This is a genomic window from Kribbella sp. NPDC056345, from assembly GCF_042262745.1.
Classification (GTDB): Bacteria; Actinomycetota; Actinomycetes; order Propionibacteriales; family Kribbellaceae; genus Kribbella.
The window spans coordinates 171,567-189,593 of record NZ_JBHJQQ010000004.1 but is presented as its reverse complement, the minus strand read 5'-3'; the positions used below and the strand labels follow the sequence as shown (position 1 = coordinate 189,593).

Sequence of the window (18,027 nt, the reverse complement as noted above, 5' to 3'; positions counted from 1 at the left end):
TCTCCCTAGTTGCGTCTCCGTTGACCTCTTCAAGGTACTACTTGCATCATGAATGTTGCAAGTAGTGTCTGAGACGCATCTTCCGGGTAGTCTGGAGGGCATGACCGAGACCAGGCTGCGCGCGGACAGTGCCCGTACCGTGCTGACGATCCTGGAGGCGGCCGAGCGCACCCTGGACCGCAAACCGAACGCCACGATGGAGGAGATCGCCGCCGCGGCCGGCGTCGCCCGGACCACCGTGCACCGCCGGTTCGCCACCCGCGAGGCGCTGATCACCGCCCTCGCCACCTGGGCCGCTCAGCAACTGTCCGACGCCGTCGACGCGGCCCGCCCGGACTCCACACCCCCACTGATCGCCCTCTACCAGGCGACCGCCAACGTGCTGGCCGTCAAGCTCTCCTGGGGTTTCGCGATGAACGCATCACTTGCCCCAGGCAACGAAGCCGACCGGATCCAGGCCGGCGTCCTCGAGCGCTGCGACCACCTCTTCGCCCGCCTCGCCGAAGCCGGCATCCTCCGCCCCGGCATCACCCCACTCTGGGCCCGCCGCGTCTACTACGCCCTCCTCCACGAGGTCTGCCAAGAAGCAGCCCAGCACCCCGACCAAGAACTCGACACCAATCTCGTCGCCACCCAGGTCATAGAAACCCTCCTCCACGGCGTCGGCACCCCAGGCACCACCCTCTGAGACGCCATCCGCAGTACGCGAGTACGGCGAGCTGAAGCGACGGCTCACGGATGCGGCGCGGGTGCGACTCGGGTTGCCTTCGGTGCCGGTCTGGGAAAGCTGAGAGCCCGCGCCAAGGACTGGCGCGGGCTCTGATGACGAATCAGTTCGGCGAGGTGGTGGCCAGGCCGTGCTCGACGTCGTACTGCTGGATGAAGCGGGCGGCCATCGGCTCGCTGGAGGCGATGGCGGCGGACAGGGCCTGGGCCGTGCGCTCGCGGTCCTCGGGCCAGTCGGCCAGCAGGGCCCAGGCGCGTGAACGCAGCTTCTCGAGGGCGGTCGGCTCCGGCTCGTCGTCGCCCTTGGGAGAGTCGGAGGCGGCCTTCTTCTCGGCGGCCTTCTTCTCAGGGGCCGTGGTGATCAGGGCCGGCGGCTCGGTGTCGGTGGGCCCGGCGAAGGGGGACGGGGCGGCCGGCTTCTGCACGACCGGCTCGACCTTCTCCTTCGGGGCGGTCGGCTTGAGCTTGCCGTTGACCTTGGCGCCGTTCTGTACGACGTGCTTCTGCTCGTCCTCGACCACGACCGCTTCGGCGACCGACTCGTCGGTGTTGCGGTCGTACGGCAGGTAGTCCACCGCCATCAGCTCACCGGTCATCGCCTCGCCCCAAGCGCCTTCGTCGCGCAGCGAGACGCCGGTGTCCGAGGCCCGGAGCTGCCGCGCCCGCGGTGCCTCACCCTCGACCACCCAGACAGCTGCCCGCAGGTCAGGGTCGGGAGTCTCCTCCGGCTCCGGCGGCGGCGAGATCGCCTTGGTCAGTTTGTTGGTGATGACCTCGTAGTTGATCCGGTCCTCGAGCATGCCGGCCAGCCGGTCCGGGTCGTACGTCGTCTCGGCGATCTTCGCCAGCCGCTCGTCCTGGTGCTCGGAGCGGATGTACTCCGCGACCGTGCTCGCGATCGCATCGCGGCGGGTCTTGTTCCGGATCTGGTGCCGGGCCGCGTGCAGACTCTCGTAGAGGCTGTACCCGTGCTCGATCGCCAGCGACCGCGCCTGCCACGTCACCTTGGGCTCACGCGCCCACTGGACCACGCCGTACACCGGAGACGTCGTCATCATCTGCCCGGCGGAACGCAGTGCGTCGCGGCGACGGGCCGAGCTGTGGATCAGCCACAGCACATAGGCGAACGCCGACAGGCCGCCGAAGCCGAAGGCCAGGAAGCGCTCCTCCGGCCGCCAGTGCCCGACCACGTTGAAGACGACCGCGATCACGGCCGCGAACAACGACATCGCCCGGTAGGCGTAGGCCGTCTCACCCTTGCGGCGCCGCAGGTCGGCCAGCGCGGCGGTGGCGACACCACCGAGCTCGAGGACCGCCACCGCCGGAGTGACGAGGACGATCTTGAGGAACGTCGAGAAGCCGGCGTCGGGCCACGGGATGTGCGTGACACCCGCCCACACCTGTCCGACGAGGGCGGCCGCGGCCGCCGTGGCGTAGAAAGCGTAGGCGACCTTGTCCGCCCCGGTGAGGGGTACGTTCGCCAGTTCGCCAGTACTGGTGTTGCTGGTGTTCTCCTGCAAGACGTGGTCTCCTGACCGGTTTGGGCACTCCGGCAGTTCCGTCGCGGACGGCGGGGCTGACTGGTACGGCGGCACGAGGCTACCGGTTCCCGGCCCCGATAGGGGAGGCGAATCCGGAAACGTCTCGAACCTGCCCAATACCCTCGCCTTTACACGTCCGAAAGGCAAACTCGACAAAGTCACGGAACGGTGCGGAGGAAAACCTCCGCTGTCGTGATCTGCCGGTGTACGGACAAACGGTCCGCAGTACTCAGACCCAGGGCGCACCGAGTTCGCGGAACAACGCCAGCTCGTCGGACGCGCGGTCGATCCACTTCTCGACATCGCGGACGATCGGGTGCCGCTCGGCCCCTTCGCCTTCCCAGCGCACGCAGGCATCCGGGATGACCGCCGGCTCGTCCGCCAACCGGATGGCTTCGACCACGCGAGTGAAACCACCGGTCGCGGCGAACGAGCAATACAGCGGTACGGCGGCGTCGGCGCGATGCGCGATCAGATTCTGCAACAGGTTGCCCCGCCCAAGGGTTTGCCTGCCGTCAGGTAGTTCGAGGGTGTCCGTGGTGTAGTTCAGTACGGCGCGACCTTCCGAGCCGTGCACGATCACCGCGGGGTCGGCCTGGTCGGCCGCGCACAGGGTCACCGCGATCAAGATCGACGTACCGCGGGTGGTGGTGATGCGGACCGTGGAGGTGTCGTCGGATTCGATGTCGTTGGCCCGGAACAGGTCGGTCTCCACCGAACGGATGTCGTCCACACCGGTCGAACCGTCGAGCAGCAGAGCGGCCGCAGTCGAGTGCGCCAAGGGATTGGTGACCGCGCCGTCGACCACGGCGACGCCGTTCAGCGTCCGCCGGCCGGCCCAGGGCGCGCGGTCGAAGTAGCCGGCCTTCCGCAACCACTTGCCGGTGGCACTGATGCCGCGGATCTCGCCGAGCACACCACCGGCCAGCAACTGCGCGAGCTGCAGAGTCGCGGCCGACGCCTGCGCCTGGAAGCCCACCTGGCACGCGCGACCGGTCTCCTCGATCACCCGGGACAAGTGATCGAACTCGGCCATCGACGCCGTCGGCGGCTTCTCCAGCAGGACGTCGGCGCCGGCCCGCATGGCCAGCTCGGCCAGTGGGACGTGCGTCTGGATCGGCGTACTGATCACCACGACATCGACTTCGGTTGCCGCCAGCAACTCTCCGAGCGACGGATACACCGGTACGTCGATGTCTTCCGGCGGCCGCGGATCGGCGATCGCCACCAGATCGCCGTACAAGCGGGCATCGCGGACGTGGGTCGCGCCGTGGCCGTGCACCCCGGCCACGGCGATCCGTGTGTTCTTTATTTGAGCTCTCCGTTCACCTCGTCGAGGAACTGCTGCGCTGCCTTGTCCGGCGCGAGCCGTCCGAACAGCACCTCGGTGGTGTAGCGCTGGATGATCTTCTCCACCTGACCACCTCCGACCGGCGGCGCCGGCGAGGGCTCGCCGAGCTCCTTGCCGATGTCCTCGATGAACTTCGCCGAGGCCGCGTCGGCCGGCTGCAGCTTCGAGGTGACGGCGGCGCGGATCTCGGTGTTCGGCGGTACGCCGCGCTCGGCCAGCAGGATGCTGCCCGCCGCCGGGTTGTTGGCCAGGAAGTTGACGAACTGTGCCGCCGCCTCACGATGCTTAGACCGCGAGGAGACCGACCAGAACATCGACCCCTTGTAATACGAACCGTTCTTCGCGGCCTGCCCGGTCGCGCTCGGGATCCGGAGCAGCTTCAGCTCCTGGCCCGACGCCTTGCTGAAGGCGTTCAGCTGGTTGCTCCAGCCGAAGCTCATCGCCACCTTGCCGGTGGCCAGCGAGGTCTGGTCGAGGGATGCGGTCATGTCCTGGGTGATCGTCTCCGCGGACGGGATCGCCTTGCTGTCCCGCAGTTTGAGCACGTACTCGAAGAACTTGGCGGTCTGCCCGGCCGAGACCCCGACATTGCCGTCGGGCGTCCACAGCGACTCACCGTTCTGGCGGGCCCACAGGTTCAGTCCGGCCTCGTTGGCCCCGATGACACCGGTGCCCCAGCCCTTGCCGTTGAGCTTGGTGGTCAGCTCGGCAGCGATCCGGTTGTAGTCGTCCCAGGTCCAGGTCGTGTCGTTCGGCAGGGCGACGCCGGCAGCCTTGAACAGGGCCGGGTTCGCGAGGACGGCGAACGAGTTGATCCCGGCGTTCAGTCCGTACAGTCCACCGTCGAACTCACCGGCCCCCAGGGTGTCCGGCTGGAACTTGTCGGTCTTCAGGTCACCGGCCTTCTTCAGATCCAGCAGCGCGCCGCGATCGGCGTACTCGCGCAGGTACTTCTCGTCCATCTGGATGACGTCGGGGGCATCGTTCGCGGCGACGGTGGTGGCGAGCTTGTCCCAGTAGCCGGCCCATTCGCCGTACTCGCCCTTGATCTTGATGTTCGGGTGTTCCTTCTGGAACGCGTCGATCGCCGACTGGGTGAGCTTGGTGCGGGCGTCGCTGCCCCACCAGGAGAAGCGCAGCGTCACCTCGCCATCCTTCGCGGCCGGCCCGCCCGAGTCTCCACCACAGGCGCTCGCGACGAGCAGGGTGGAGACGATCGCGACGGCGGCCAGTGCCTTGAGACGTGTCATGGCAGGCTCCTTACTTGATACCGGTGGTGGCGATGCCCTTGACCAGGAAGCGCTGGCCGAGCAGGAACGCGAGGAAGACGGGGACCAGCGAGACGACCGACATCGCGAACATCGAGCCCCAGGACGAGCTCGAGGTCGCGTCGACGAACGAGCGCAGGGCGACCGGCACGGTGTACATGTGCGGGTCGGTCAGGTAGATCAGCTGGCCGAAGAAGTCGTTCCAGGTCCAGATGAACGTGAAGATCGTCGTGGTCGCCAGGGCGGGCACCATCAGCGGCAGGATCACCCGCAGGAAGATCCCGGCCCGGCCGCAGCCGTCGATCGTGGCCGCCTCGTCGAGCTCCCGCGGGATCCCGCGGATGAACTGCACCATCAGGAAGACGAAGAACGCGTCGGTGGCCAGCAACTTCGGCACGATCAGCGGCAGGAACGTGTTGATCCAGCCCGCGTGCGAGAACAGGATGTACTGCGGCACGATCACCACGTGGATCGGCAGCATGATGCTGAGCAGCATGATCGCGAACCACATCTTCTTCCCGGCGAACTCCAGCCGGGCGAAGGCGTACGCCGCCATCGAGCACGAGACCAGGTTGCCGAGGATCGAGCCGAGGACGACGACCGCGGAGTTCAGCAGGTAGCGGGTGAACGGCTCGGTCAGCGCGTTCCAGCCGGCCCGGTAGTTCTCGATCCGCAGGTCCTTCACCAGCAGGCCGGGCTCGCGGAAGATCTCGTTGCCCGGACGCAGTGAACTCACGACCATCCAGATCAGCGGGTACAGCATCACGAGGGCGGTGGCGATCAGTGCCAGGTGGATCAGCACCGTCCGCGGGCGGAGATCAATTCTCATAGAACACCCAGTACTTGGAGACGAGGAAGTTGACCCCGGTGAAGATCGCGATGACCACCAGCAGGAACCAGGCCATCGCCGAGGCGTAGCCCATGTCGAAGTTCCCGAAGCCGCGGTCGTAGAGGTAGAGCGTGAAGAACATCGTCGAGTCCGACGGTCCGCCGCTGCCGCCCGAGACCACGAACGCCTGGGTGAACGACTGGAACGCGTGGATGATCTGCAGCACCAGGTTGAAGAAGATGATCGGCGTGAGCAGCGGCATCGTGATCCCGAAGAACCTCCGGAGCGTCGAAGCCCCGTCGACCGCCGCCGCCTCGTAGTACATGGTCGGGATCTGCCGCAGGCCGGCCAGGAAGATCACCATCGGCGAACCGAACGTCCAGACGTTCAGCACCACGAGCGTGCCGAGCGCCGTACTGGGGTCGGAGATCCAGCCCTTGCCTTCGATCCCGACCAGCGCGAGCACCTGGTTGAGCAGGCCCTCGGTGCCGAACACCTGCCGCCACAGGATCGCGATCGCGACACTCGAGCCGAGCAGCGACGGCAGGTAGAAGACCGAGCGGTAGAAGGCCATCCCGCGGACGCCGCGATCCAGGACCACGGCCAGCAGCAGGGCGATCGCGAGTTGCAGCGGGACCGAGACGAACACATAGGTGAACGTCACCCGCAACGAGTTGTGCAGCCGCTCGTCGGAGAGCATCCGGGTGAAGTTCTGGAACCCGATCCACTGCGGTGCCTGGATCAGGTTGTAGTCGGTGAAGGCCAGGTAGAGCGACGCGATCATCGGACCGATGGTGATCAGGAAGAGCCCGAGCAGCCACGGCGACAGGAACAGGTAGGCGGCCAGGTTGTCCCGTCGCGACATCGATCCTCCTCCTATGGAAAGCGCTTGCCCTGTCGCCGGACAGCATGCCGGGAAAGCGGTACCGGGACAAGGGGTCGAAGCGATTCGACTTGGCCGCTTCCGGACACCTGCAAAACTGTTCTCGTGACTTTTCATGCGGCGGTCTTCATCGCCACCAGCCTCGACGGGTACATCGCACGGCCGGACGGTTCGATCGACTGGCTCACCGAACGCGGAGAGCAGGCAGGTGACACCGGATACGACGAGTTCATGGCCTCGATCGACACCGTCGTGATGGGCCGCAAGACCTTCGAGAAGGTGCTCACGTTCGGCTTCTGGCCCTACGAGGGCAAACACGTCGAAGTACTCAGTACGACGCTCGATCCCGACGTCGACGAGCGGGTCATCGTGCACCGCACCCTGGACGGCCTGGTCGAGACCCTCGCGGATCGCGGCGCCCAGCGGATCTACGCCGACGGCGGTGCCGTCATCCAGACCTTCCTGCGAGCCGGCCTGCTCAACGAGCTGACCATCACCACCGCACCGGTCCTGATCGGATCCGGCCTACCCCTGTTCGGTGCCCTGGACAACGACGTCACCCTGGTCCACAACGCCACCCGGACCCTGAAGGCAGGCTTCGTCCAGTCCGACTACACCGTCCTCCGGTAGCCGGCGTCGGCGAACTCCGGCCGAGTCGCGTCCCCACGAACCCCGTCAGGTGGGGTAGTTAGAGGTCGCGGAGGCGGGAGGCTATTTCGGACTGTTTGGGTTTGTGGGCGTCTTCCGTGGCGGCTTGCTGGTGGTGCTGGGCGGTGCGGGGGGTGGGGTTGGCGGCGGCGTGGAAGGTTCGGGCCAGTTCGGCGGATTCGGCGGTGGCCTGGGTGGAGTCGCCGCGGGTGTCCTCGAAGGCTTCGTTGAGGGTGTTGAGGCCGGCGCGGGTCTGCATGAGCTGGGTGTCGGCGGACTGGGCCGCGTTGGTGATGAGGGCGGCCGCGGCCTGGCGGTTGTCGACGTGGCTGCTGGAATTGACCAGCGGGTCGAGTGCTTCGCGAGTGGCGATCAGGCGGCGGTCGGCGTTGTCGATGCTTTCGGTGAAGTTGCCGACGGCAGCATCGAGGGTGTTGAGCTGGTGCGAGAGGCGGTCCATCGCGGCGGTGTCGTGCTGGACCGGCAGCTCGGACAGCTCGGTGAGGGCGTCGCGCCCGGCCTTCAGGGCGCGACCGCCGTCGGCCACGCGGTCGCGGACCTCGGTGATGCCCTGGCGGGCGTAGCGGATTCGCTGGTCGGCCTGGTCGGCGAGCTCCTGCGCGTTCCGCTGGAAGGGGCGGGGCTCGTCGGCGGTCTGGACGCGGTTGGCCTGTACGGGCAGCTCGAAGATCTCTTCCTCGCTGCGCCGGAGGTAGTTGTCGACCTCACGGGTGACATCAGCCGCGCGTCCGAGCGACACCCGGGCGGCAGACAGTGCGTTGAACGCGGTCTCTGCCAGCCAGGCGGCCCGTTCCTGGGCACGCACCTGCTCCTGGGCCGGCGTACTCACTTGTCGTCCTCGGTCTCGTCCAGGGCCGCGCGGAGAGCCGCTTCGGCACCTTGGAGCTCAGACCGGGCAGCCTGCAACTGGTCGCGGGCAGCCTGCAGGGCCTCGTTCGGCTGGTCGGCCGGGTCCGTGGTGGACACGCGAACACCTCTCTCGGAGCAACAAAGGACGTCGCCCCGAGACTAACGCGAGCCTGGGATCAGCGACGCCCGAGGAGGTCCACAGCCTCCGCGGCCCAGTAGGTGAGGATCTGGTCGGCCCCCGCGCGCCGGATCGACGTCAGCGTCTCGAGAATCGCCCGCTCCCGGTCGATCCATCCGTTCGCCGCGGCCGCCTCGACCATCGCGTACTCACCGGAGATGTTGTACGCCGCCACCGGCACGTTCACGTGGTCGCGAACCTGCCGGATGATGTCCAGGTACGGCAGCGCGGGCTTCACCATCACGATGTCCGCACCCTCGGCGATGTCCAGATCGACCTCGCGGATCGCGTCGCGCGCGTTCGCACCGTCCTGCTGGTAGGTCTTCCGGTCGCCCTGCAGCGACGAGTTCACGGCCTCGCGGAACGGCCCGAAGAAGCTCGACGCGTACTTCACCGCGTAGGCCAGGATCACCGTGTCCTGGAACCCGGCCGCATCCAGACCACGCCGTACGACGCCGACCTGGCCGTCCATCATCCCGGACGGACCCACGATGTGCGCACCGGCCGAGGCCTGTGCGACACCCATCTCCGCATAGATCTTCAGCGTCGCGTCGTTGTCGACCCGGCCCTCGGCATCCAGTACGCCGCAGTGCCCGTGCGAGGTGAACTCGTCCAGGCACAGGTCCGACATCACCAGCAACGAGTCGCCGGCTTCACTGACCGCGTCCCGGATCGCGACGTTCAGGATGCCGTCCGGATCGAGCGCACCCGAGCCGACCTCGTCCTTCTCCTCCGGTACACCGAACAGCATCACGCCACCGAGCCCCAGCTGCGCCGCCTCGGCGACCGCCTTCCGCGCGGTGTCCCGGGTGTGCTGGTAGACGCCCGGCATGGAGCTGATCGCGAGCGGCTCGCGGGCCCCTTCCCGGATGAACATCGGCAGGATCAGCTGCCGCGGCTCGATCGTGGTCTCCGCGACCAGCCTGCGCATCGCCGCCGACGACCGCAGCCGGCGGGGCCTCACATCCGGGAATCCAGGCACAGTATTAGCTCTTCCGACGAGATCCTGCACGACGTTCAGAGGGGCGGGTCACGGGCTCGCCCGCTTCCACCATGGTGTCACGCCGGCTCGCACCGAACCGGGCGAGCGCATCGGCCAGCTCCTCGGCGGACGGCGCATCCGCCATCGCGTCGACGCGCAGTCCGTGCTCCTCGGCCGTCTTCAGCGTGGCCGGGCCGATCACCGCGATCACCGTCGAGGCGTGCGGCTTGCCGGCGATACCGACCAGGTTGCGCACGGTGGACGACGAGGTGAAGACGACCGCGTCGAACTTGCCCGACTTGATCGCCTCACGGGTCGGCGCGGGCGGCGGGGCGGCCCGCACGGTCCGGTACGCCGTGACGTCGTCGACCTCCCAGCCGAGATCGGTCAGTCCCGCGACCAGCGTCTCGGTGGCGATGTCGGCGCGCGGCAGGAAGACCCGGTTGATCGGGTCCAGCACCTCGTCGAACGGCGGCCAGTCCTCGACCAGGCCGGCGGCGGACTGCTCACCGGTCGGGGTCAGGTCCGGACGGATGCCCCAGGCACCGATCGCCTCGGCGGTCTTGTCGCCGACCGCCGCGATCTTCAGTCCGGAGAACGCCCGCGCGTCCAGCCCGTACTCGTCGAACTTCTCCCGGACCGCCTTGACCGCGTTGACCGAGGTGAACGCGACCCACTCGTAGCGGCCCTCGACGAGCCCGCGGATCGCCTTGTCCATCTGCTGCGGGTTGCGCGGCGGCTCCACCGAGATCGTGGGTACCTCTTCGGGCATCGCGCCGTACCGGCGGAGGCGGTCCATCAGCGGACCGGCCTGGTCCTTGGTGCGCGGCACCAGGATCCGCCAGCCGAACAGCGGCTTGGTCTCGAACCAGGACAGCGCCTCGCGCTGCTCGACCACGGAGCCGACCACGATCACGGCCTCGCCGGTGACCTTGGCGGCCCGCAGGTCGGCCACGATCGTCTCGAGGGTGCCGATCACGCTGGTCTGCGCGGTCGTCGTCCCGCCGACGGTTGCCGCGACCGGGGTCGAGGCGTCGAAACCGGCCTCGACGAGCGCGGCCACGGTGTCCTTGAGGACGTCGGTCGCGTTCAGCAGGACGAGCGTCTGCTTGGTGTGCAGCCGGCTCAGGTCGAGCTTGGCCTCGGCCAGGTCGACCACGGTGACCTCGCGGTCGTTCTTCATGGTCAGCGGGATTCCGGCGTACGTCGGGACCGCGCTCACCTCGCTGACACCGGGGATCACGTTGAAGCCGATGCCCGCCTTGCGGCACGCGGCGGCCTCCTCGGCACCACTGGAGAAGGTGAACGGGTCGCCGGTCAGCAGGCGCACCACGTTCGCCGCGGACTTGGCGGTCTTCACCACCAGCCGGCCGCGGGCGGCGACGCGCAGTGCGCGGCTGCCCTCGGCGCCGGAGCCGTCGATCACCTCGACACCCGGCTTGCAGTACGCCAGGAAGGCGTCGTGCTCCGGACCCTCGACGACGACCGCGTCCGCACCGGCCAGGACGTCGCGTCCGGCCAGCGTCAGCAGCGAGGGGTCACCCGGGCCGACGCCGACGAACGTGACGTGGCCGAGTGGTCTCGGCTGCTTGGCGGCACTCGTCGCGGCAGCCTTCGCCGGCACGGTCTGAGGTGTCGCGGATGTCGCGGTGGAGGCTGCTGTCTGTGCGCTGCTCACGTCTGCCTTCGCCCTCGTCCTCGTGGTGCTTGTCTTCTTGGCTGTCGTCGTGCCCTGTGCCGGTGGTGTCATTCGCGCTCCAGCAACTCGTTCGCCAGCGCTATGCCGAGGGACACCGGATCGTCCACCGGCCCGTTCGCGGAGAGCCGCCGTACGCCGTCGTCCTGGCCGAGCGCGCCCCGCAACCAGAGCTCGGGGCCGTCCTCACCCTCGACCACCTCGGCGAGTGCTCCGACCGGAGCCGAGCATCCTGCCTCGAGTGTGGCCATCATCTGCCGTTCCGCTGTCACCGCTGCCCGGGTCGCCGGGTCCTCCAGCGGAGCCAGGGCGGCCAGTACCGCGGTGTCGTCCGCCCGGCACTCGATGCCCAGGGCACCTTGTCCGGGAGCGGGCAGAACCTGGATCGGATCCAGGGTCTCGGTCACCTCGGCGAGCCGTCCCAACCGGGACAACCCTGCCCTCGCAAGTACCACCGCGTCCAATTTGCCATCGGTGACGAGCTTGATCCGGGTGTCCACGTTGCCGCGGATCCCGGTCATCTCCAGTCCCAGACCGAGCCCGTCGAGCATCGCGGTCCGGCGCGCCGAGCCCGTCCCGACCAGGGCGCCCTGCGGCAGTTCACCCAGCGTGAGTCCGTCGCGGGCGACGAGTACGTCGCGCGGGTCCTCGCGGAGCGGGATCGCGCCGAGCGTCAGGCCCTCGACCGGTGCGGTCGGCAGGTCCTTCAGGGAGTGCACCGCGACATCGATCTCACCGGCCATCAGCGCGTCGCGCAGTGCGCTGACGAACACCCCGGTGCCACCGATCTGCTGCATCGGCGCGAGGTTGACGTCGCCGGTGGTGACGATCGGCACCAGCTCGACCTCGTGCCCGAGGGCGCGCAACTGGTCGGCCACCAGGTTGGCCTGGACGGTCGCCAGTGCGGACCGCCGGGTCCCCAGTCGGATCATGCGTGCTCACCTCCGCGCGCCTTGGGCGTCGTCACCGCGTCGACCGTCGCCTGGTCGAGGGCGAACAGTTCGCGCAGCGCGTTCGCGTACGTCGGTCCGCCGGGATCGGCGGCAAGTTCCTTCACCCGGACGGTCGGGTTGTGCAGCACCTTGTCGACGACCCGGCGGATCGTCCGGGCCACCTCCTGCCGCTGGTTGTCGTCCAGGCCGGGCAGCCGGCGCTCCAGCCGGGCCAGCTCGGAATCGACGAGCTCGCTGGCCATCGTGCGCAACGCGACCACAGTCGGGGCCACCGAGGCAGCCCGCCGGGTCGCTTCGAACGCACCGGTCTCGGCGGCGACAATCCGCCGTACGTCCTCGATGTCGACCTCGCTGCCACCGGCCGTCCCGGCCAGGTCGGCAAGCGTGACGAGCGTGACGCCGGGAATGCGGGCTGCTTCGGGTGCGACATCGCGCGGCAGCGCAACGTCCAGCACACCGAAAGGCCTTCCATCACTGGCGTTCTGGATCATCTCCGCGGTCAGCACGACGCCACGAGCACCGGTGCAGCACACCACCAGGTCGGCCTCGGCCAGGGCGTCCGGAACGTTTGCCAGCTGGATCGCCGTACCGCCGATGCGATCGGTCAACGCGACCGCGCGCTCATAGTTGCGGTTGGCAATGACCACGCTCGCGGCGCCGCCGTTGATCAGCGTCTGTGCGGCCAGCGAGGCCATCGAACCGGCGCCGACGATCAGGGCGCGGCGGCCTTCGAAACCGCCGACCGCGTCCAGCCCGGCCGAGACGACCGAGCGGCCCGCGGAGTCGATACCGGTCTCGGCGCGCGCCCGCTTGCCGACCCGCAACGCGTGCTGCAGAAGGGCATTCAGGTCGGTGCCGACCGTCTCCAGGTCCTGGCCGACGCGCAGCGACTCCTTCACCTGGCCGAGGATCTGGCTCTCGCCGACGATCATCGAGTCGAGCCCGACCGCGACCTGGAAGAGATGCGCGACCGCGCCCTCCTCGAAGTGCACGTACAGGTGCTCGGCCAGATCGATCAGCGGTACGCCGGTGATGTCGGACAGGATCGCGGTGACCTCGTCCATGCCGGCGTGGAAGCGGTCGACGGTCGCGTACACCTCGGTGCGGTTACAGGTCGCCAGTACGGCGGACTCCGTCACGGCCGGGGTGCTCTGCACGGCCAGCGCCAGCTTGGTCGCCGCGTCCGGATCCAGCGCGACCCGCTCCAGCACGTTGATGTCCGCGCTGCGGTGACTGATCCCGACCACCAGGTAGCTCATGCGATCACACCCCCACCGACGGCGGGCAGATCGGGAGCGAGCGCGTTGGTCGCTGGTAGCTCGGGCACCTGGGGGAGCGCCACCTCTCCGGACTTTCGTTGTTCGTGGTACGCCAGGATCTGCAACTCGATCGAGAGGTCCACCTTGCGGATGTCGACACCGTCGGGCACGGACAGCACCACCGGCGCGAAGTTCAGGATGCTGGTCACCCCGGCCGCGACCAGCCGGTCGCAGACCTCCTGGGCCGGACCGGCGGGGGTGGTGATGACGCCGATCGAGACCCGGTCGGTCTCGACGATGTGCTCGAGCTCGGCGAAGTCGCGGACCTCCATGTCACCGATCCGCTCGCCGACCAGCTTCGGGTCGGCGTCGAGCAGGGCGACGATCCGGAACCCGCGGGTGCCGAAACCGGAGTAGTTCGCGAGCGCGTGCCCCAGGTTTCCGATCCCGACGATGACGACCGCCCAGTCCTGGGTGACGCCGATCTCGCGGGCGATCTGGTAGCGGAGGTACTCCACGTCGTACCCGACACCGCGGGTGCCGTAGGAGCCCAGGTAGGACAGGTCCTTGCGGAGCTTGGCCGAGTTCACGCCGGCCGCGGTGGCCAGGTCCTCACTCGACGCGGTCGCGATACCACTGTCCGACAGCGCGGTCAGCGCCCGCAGATAGACCGGCAAGCGCGCGACAGTCGCCTCGGGGATGCCGCGTTCGGTTCTCGTCGGCGGGCCGGGACGACGGCTGCTGGCACGCGTCACAATTCTCCTGGGGGGTGGTTCTCATCAGCCGCGTTCAGTACCCTGCGGCTCCTCTTACTCTAGGAGCTTGTGAACGTGAGAACAAAATCGGCGAACCCCAGGGTGACCGACAGCACTAAGCAGTGAGCGCCTTCCGGAGCCGAGCGGGGTCCACCCGCCAGAAATCGTGCTGCTTGCCGTCGACGAGCGTGACCGGGATCTGTTCGCCGTACCGGGTGAACAGCGCGTCATCCTGAGTGATGTCGACCTCGGTCCACTCCACCCCGAGCTCGGCGCAGACCGCCGCGACGATCGCCCGGGCGTCGTCACAGAGGTGACAGCCGGGCTTGCCGTAGAGCGTGACGCGGGCGCTCATCCCTCCGCCCGCAGCCGGCCCTTGGCCACCTTGCCGGTGACGGAGTGCGGCAGTTGCTCGACGATCTCGAGCTCGCTCGGGCATTTGAACCGCGCCAGCCGGGTCCCGGCGTACTCCAGAACTCTGCTCGGCTCCAGCGTCACGCCAGGCTCCGGTACGACGAAGCCCTTGATCGCCTCACCGGTTTCCTCGGACGGGACCCCGATCACGGCGGCCTCCAGTACGCCGTCGGCCCCGACCAGCACGTCCTCGACCTCACTGGGGAAGACGTTGAACCCGGAGACGATGATCAGCTCGCGCAACCGGTCGACCAGGAAGAGGTCACCGTCGGCGTCCAGGTACCCGACGTCACCGGTGCGGTACCAACCCTCGGCATCCGGGCCGTCCACACCGTCCGGCCAGTAGCCGGAGAAGACGTTCGCCCCGCGGATCAGGATCTCGCCGGGATCGTCGCCCTCGACGTCCTCACCCTGCTCGTCGGCGATCCGGACCTCGACGTTCGGCAGCGGGCGACCGACCGAGCCGGGCTTCGGCTCACCCTCACCCAGGGTCGTGGTCACGCCCGGGGAGGCCTCGGTCAGGCCGTAGCCCTGGTGGACGAAGAGTCCGGTCTCCTGCTCGAAGCGATCGGCCAGGCCGCGATCCAGCGTCGAGGCGCCGGTCAGCACCACCTTCACGCCGGAGAGCGCCGTACGGAGATCGGGACGGGTCAGGAGCGCGTGGAGAGCCGGTGGGGCCACCGGCAACCGGGTGACCCCGTGCTCTTTGACCAGATCAAGCGTGTGCGCGGCGTCGAAGCGCTTGTCGATCACCAGGGCCGCACCGCTCGCGACGGTCCAGCCGAGGACCGCGTTGAGACCGAAGGCGTGGAACATCGGCAGTACGCCGAGCACCACGTCCTCGGGTCCCATTCTGTCGGGGCCGAGGCCGGAGAGATTCTTCACGTTGGCCGTGAGAGCGCGGTGCGTGAGCATCGCGGCCCGCGGATCTCCACTGGTCCCCGAGGTGTACAGGAGGACCGCGAGAGTCTCCGGGTCGTTCGTCGGCTGTAACACAGCGTCACCTTGGAGCTCGCCGGCTCGCATCGTCCGGACCCCCTCGACGACCCCTGCGAGGTCCTCGTCGGTGACCGCGAGCCGGGCCCCGGAATGCGCCACGACGGTGTCCACCTCGGGCTTCGTCAGCCCGGTGTTCAGCGGTACGGCGACCAGGCCGGAGCGAAGAACGCCCAGGTAGGAGGTGACGAACTCGATGCTGTTGGCCATCAGCAGGATGACCCGGTACCCAGGCACCAGGCCGGCCGCGGCGAACCCGCGGGCAGCGGTCTCGACGGCCGCGTCGAGCTCGGTCCAGGTCAGTCGCCGGTCGCCGTCGACCAGCGCGATCCGATCGCCGTGACGTCGCGCTGTGTCACGAAGAAGGTCCGCGAAGTTGAAGTCCACCCGCTGAGTCTGTCATGGCTTTTCCAGGCTCACCGAGGACCCGGCGCGCACGGAATGGTTGCAGCAGAGCGTGACGGGAGATATACAGGTGAACTCGTGGATGTGCTTCTGCTGAACCTCACACTGCAGAAACCCGTCCATGACGGGGAGACCATGCGCGACAACCCCGACAGCAGGCTGCGTTGCGTCATCAGGTGGTGACGGAAGCAGTCCGCTGGCGCATTCGTGACGATCGACCGACGGGAAGGCGGCACGCCACCAGCTGTTGACAGTGAGTGCTGCAGACGTAACGCTCAGTGCTCGCACGTCCCAGCCGTGAGTGGCCATGCGCGGATGTGTCAGACGACGTGTCTTTCGAACGGGGAGAGATTTTGACGACGCCGGAGCCAAGTCCGGACGGGATGAGACGGGCTGAGCTCGTCGATCGCGCTCAGGCAGGTGACGTCGGTGCCTTCGGTGAGCTCTATGACGAGTACTCGCTCACCGTCTATCGCTACATCTACGCGCGGGTGTCGTCCTCGGCACTCGCCGAGGACCTGACCAGCGAGACGTTCGTCCGGGCACTGCGTGCCCTGGACTCGTTCCGCTGGCAGGGCCGGGATTTCGGCGCCTGGCTGGTGACGATCGCCCGGAACCTGATCACCGACCACTACAAGTCCGGCCGGGTCCGGCTCGAGGTGGTCACGGACGAGATCGAGACGCACGACCGGCAGACCGAGGGGCCGGAGGTCGACGTACTGGCCGCCGCCACCGCCGAGGTACTGCGGGACGCCGTCGCGGGCTTGCCCGACGAACAACGCGACTGCCTGACGATGCGGTTCTTCGCCGGTTTGTCGATCGCGGAAACGGCCAGGGCGCTGGAGAAGTCCGAAGGCGCCGTCAAGCAACTGCAACTGAGGGCCGTCCGGCACTTGGCGAAGGTTATCCCCAAGGACTTGAGGTGAGACGGATGACAACGACAGTCTTCCGTAACCCGTCAGGGAGTTTCATCGTTCTCCCTCGTGAGGACCTGTCGGTGACCCCGACTGGCCATTGAGGAGAACGAGATCCATGAGTGACCTACACAGGGCTCGAGCGCGCGCGGAGACCTTCGCGCACGCCGTCGATCACGGGCCCCGTCACTCTTCGCGACTGAGCGATGACCCGGAGTTGGAAGAGGCTGTAGAACTCGTCGGACGGCTGAGGACCGCCGGCGCAGTTGCACCTCGGCCGGAGTTCAGCGCCGAGCTAAGGCACCGCCTGCTGGAGCAGGCGGCCGCCCGCGCGGCGACCACGACCCCGACCATGGTGCGCAGCACTCCTGACAGCTCCGACGACCCGCCGAGTGGCGAGGACGTCGACGCGTCCGTGACAGATATCCGCCATCGTCATGGCCGGCGCATCCGGCTCGTGGCCAGTACCGCCGCGCTGGTGCTGCTGGGAGGTGGCATCGGTTCTGCCGCTGCCGCGCAGCAGGCGATGCCCGGCGACACGTTGTACGGGATGAAGCGCAGCATCGAGAACGTGGCGACCAATGTGGGGATCGGCGACGACTCCCGCGGCCGGCGCGATCTCGAGCACGCCAAGACCCGGTTGTCCGAGGTCCAGGCACTCGCCGGTAACGGCGGGTCCGCGGCCACCATCAACGGCACGCTGGACGACTTCTCGGCGCAGGCCCGCAAGGGCGTGTCCCGGCTGGTCGCGTCGTACCAGCAGGACGGCGACGCGAGTTCGATCACCGCGGTCACGGCGTTCATCACCAGCGCCCGCCAGGGGCTGGGAGAGCTGGCGCCGAAGCTGCCACCGGAGTCGCTGAAGTCGGCGGTCGAGGCCCTGGCCACGATCGACCAACTGGCCCAGCACAGCACGACGGCCTGCCCGAAGTGCGACAAACCGAAGGCGCCGAAGAACGAGCAGGTGCCGACCACGGTCGAGGAGTCGGTGAAGCCGCCCAAGGGCAGCCCGAAGACCCCGCCGGCCGTCAAGCCGTCGACGGTTCCGACCAGCAAGCCCACCACCACACCCACCAAGGTGCCGAACACGACATTGGTCGGGGAGCCCACGACGCCACCGAGCAGTCTGAAGACTCCCCCACGCCCGTCCGGGTCCCAGCCGACCGGTACGCCATCAGGCACCCCGTCCGGCCCCCCATCGGTCACCCCGTCCTGGCCCTGGCCGTTCCCCAGCCTGAGCCTCCCCCCGCTGATCAACATCCCGGGTGTCCTGCAAACCCTGCTCCCACCCTGGAAGTAACAGCACCCCAGAAGCCCGGCCCCAGCGGCCGGGCTTCTTCTTTTGCCGACCGCGGGAGG

The 18,027-nt window shown here is 68.2% G+C and carries 18 protein-coding genes; 4 read left to right on the top strand and 14 right to left on the bottom strand.

The window, feature by feature from the left end:
* Nucleotides 1-100 precede the first annotated feature (100 nt).
* Nucleotides 101-688, top strand: a complete 588-nt coding sequence (locus tag ACFCV3_RS15690; protein WP_376030655.1) for a TetR/AcrR family transcriptional regulator — start codon at nucleotides 101-103, stop codon at nucleotides 686-688.
* Nucleotides 689-830: 142 nt separating this feature from the next.
* Here ACFCV3_RS15690 and ACFCV3_RS15685 read toward each other — a convergent pair whose 3' ends face one another.
* From ACFCV3_RS15685 to ACFCV3_RS15665, 5 genes are all read right to left on the bottom strand, one after another.
* A complete protein-coding gene (locus ACFCV3_RS15685; RefSeq protein WP_376030654.1) occupies nucleotides 831-2,246 on the bottom strand; it encodes a hypothetical protein in 1,416 nt (471 codons plus the stop codon).
* A gap of 250 nt (nucleotides 2,247-2,496) precedes the next feature.
* Nucleotides 2,497-3,558: a Gfo/Idh/MocA family protein gene (locus tag ACFCV3_RS15680; RefSeq protein WP_376030652.1), complete on the bottom strand. Its 1,062-nt coding sequence runs from the start codon at nucleotides 3,556-3,558 to the stop codon at nucleotides 2,497-2,499.
* 17 nt (nucleotides 3,559-3,575) lie between these two features.
* Nucleotides 3,576-4,868 (bottom strand): ABC transporter substrate-binding protein, encoded by a 1,293-nt coding sequence (locus ACFCV3_RS15675; protein WP_376030651.1) that lies wholly within the window; start codon nucleotides 4,866-4,868, stop codon nucleotides 3,576-3,578.
* A 10-nt stretch (nucleotides 4,869-4,878) separates the two neighbouring features.
* Nucleotides 4,879-5,715, bottom strand: coding sequence for a carbohydrate ABC transporter permease (locus tag ACFCV3_RS15670; protein ID WP_376030649.1), 837 nt, complete (start codon nucleotides 5,713-5,715; stop codon nucleotides 4,879-4,881).
* Nucleotides 5,705-6,580 (bottom strand): carbohydrate ABC transporter permease, encoded by an 876-nt coding sequence (locus ACFCV3_RS15665; RefSeq protein ID WP_376030647.1) that lies wholly within the window; start codon nucleotides 6,578-6,580, stop codon nucleotides 5,705-5,707. Before ACFCV3_RS15665 ends, ACFCV3_RS15670 begins: the two co-directional genes overlap by 11 nt.
* A 123-nt stretch (nucleotides 6,581-6,703) precedes the next feature.
* On the opposite strand from ACFCV3_RS15665, the gene ACFCV3_RS15660 reads away from it, so the two are divergent.
* Nucleotides 6,704-7,228: a dihydrofolate reductase family protein gene (locus ACFCV3_RS15660; RefSeq protein ID WP_376030646.1), complete on the top strand. Its 525-nt coding sequence runs from the start codon at nucleotides 6,704-6,706 to the stop codon at nucleotides 7,226-7,228.
* 58 nt (nucleotides 7,229-7,286) lie between these two features.
* On the opposite strand, the gene ACFCV3_RS15655 is transcribed toward ACFCV3_RS15660, so the two are convergent.
* The 9 genes from ACFCV3_RS15655 to ACFCV3_RS15615 all read right to left on the bottom strand — a co-directional run bounded on the left by ACFCV3_RS15655 (nucleotide 7,287) and on the right by ACFCV3_RS15615 (nucleotide 15,736).
* Nucleotides 7,287-8,096 carry a hypothetical protein gene (locus tag ACFCV3_RS15655; protein WP_376030644.1) on the bottom strand — a complete coding sequence of 270 codons (810 nt, stop codon included), beginning with the start codon at nucleotides 8,094-8,096 and terminating at the stop codon, nucleotides 7,287-7,289.
* Nucleotides 8,093-8,233 (bottom strand): hypothetical protein, encoded by a 141-nt coding sequence (locus ACFCV3_RS15650; RefSeq protein ID WP_376030642.1) that lies wholly within the window; start codon nucleotides 8,231-8,233, stop codon nucleotides 8,093-8,095. The genes ACFCV3_RS15655 and ACFCV3_RS15650 overlap by 4 nt, the downstream gene beginning before the upstream one ends.
* Before the next feature lie 59 nt (nucleotides 8,234-8,292).
* A complete protein-coding gene (gene hemB, locus ACFCV3_RS15645; RefSeq protein ID WP_376030640.1) occupies nucleotides 8,293-9,258 on the bottom strand; it encodes a porphobilinogen synthase in 966 nt (321 codons plus the stop codon).
* A 22-nt stretch (nucleotides 9,259-9,280) separates the two neighbouring features.
* Complete coding sequence (locus tag ACFCV3_RS15640; RefSeq protein WP_376030638.1) at nucleotides 9,281-11,026, bottom strand: uroporphyrinogen-III synthase; 1,746 nt, start codon at nucleotides 11,024-11,026, stop codon at nucleotides 9,281-9,283.
* On the bottom strand, nucleotides 11,023-11,904 hold the full coding sequence (gene hemC, locus ACFCV3_RS15635) for a hydroxymethylbilane synthase (RefSeq protein WP_376030636.1): 882 nt from the start codon (nucleotides 11,902-11,904) through the stop codon (nucleotides 11,023-11,025). Before hemC ends, ACFCV3_RS15640 begins: the two co-directional genes overlap by 4 nt.
* On the bottom strand, nucleotides 11,901-13,184 hold the full coding sequence (locus ACFCV3_RS15630) for a glutamyl-tRNA reductase (RefSeq protein WP_376030634.1): 1,284 nt from the start codon (nucleotides 13,182-13,184) through the stop codon (nucleotides 11,901-11,903). Before ACFCV3_RS15630 ends, hemC begins: the two co-directional genes overlap by 4 nt.
* Entirely contained in the window at nucleotides 13,181-13,939 is a 759-nt protein-coding gene (locus tag ACFCV3_RS15625) for a redox-sensing transcriptional repressor Rex (protein ID WP_376030633.1), read from the bottom strand. Before ACFCV3_RS15625 ends, ACFCV3_RS15630 begins: the two co-directional genes overlap by 4 nt.
* Before the next feature lie 115 nt (nucleotides 13,940-14,054).
* On the bottom strand, nucleotides 14,055-14,294 hold the full coding sequence (locus tag ACFCV3_RS15620) for a glutaredoxin family protein (protein WP_376030631.1): 240 nt from the start codon (nucleotides 14,292-14,294) through the stop codon (nucleotides 14,055-14,057).
* Entirely contained in the window at nucleotides 14,291-15,736 is a 1,446-nt protein-coding gene (locus ACFCV3_RS15615) for a class I adenylate-forming enzyme family protein (RefSeq protein ID WP_376030629.1), read from the bottom strand. The genes ACFCV3_RS15620 and ACFCV3_RS15615 overlap by 4 nt, the downstream gene beginning before the upstream one ends.
* 401 nt (nucleotides 15,737-16,137) lie before the next feature.
* On the opposite strand from ACFCV3_RS15615, the gene ACFCV3_RS15610 reads away from it, so the two are divergent.
* The gene (locus ACFCV3_RS15610; RefSeq protein ID WP_132164702.1) at nucleotides 16,138-16,680 is read left to right on the top strand and encodes a sigma-70 family RNA polymerase sigma factor; all 543 of its coding nucleotides are present in this window, start codon (nucleotides 16,138-16,140) and stop codon (nucleotides 16,678-16,680) included.
* A 106-nt stretch (nucleotides 16,681-16,786) separates the two neighbouring features.
* Complete coding sequence (locus ACFCV3_RS15605) at nucleotides 16,787-17,968, top strand: DUF5667 domain-containing protein (RefSeq protein ID WP_376030627.1); 1,182 nt, start codon at nucleotides 16,787-16,789, stop codon at nucleotides 17,966-17,968.
* Nucleotides 17,969-18,027: the final 59 nt, after the last annotated feature.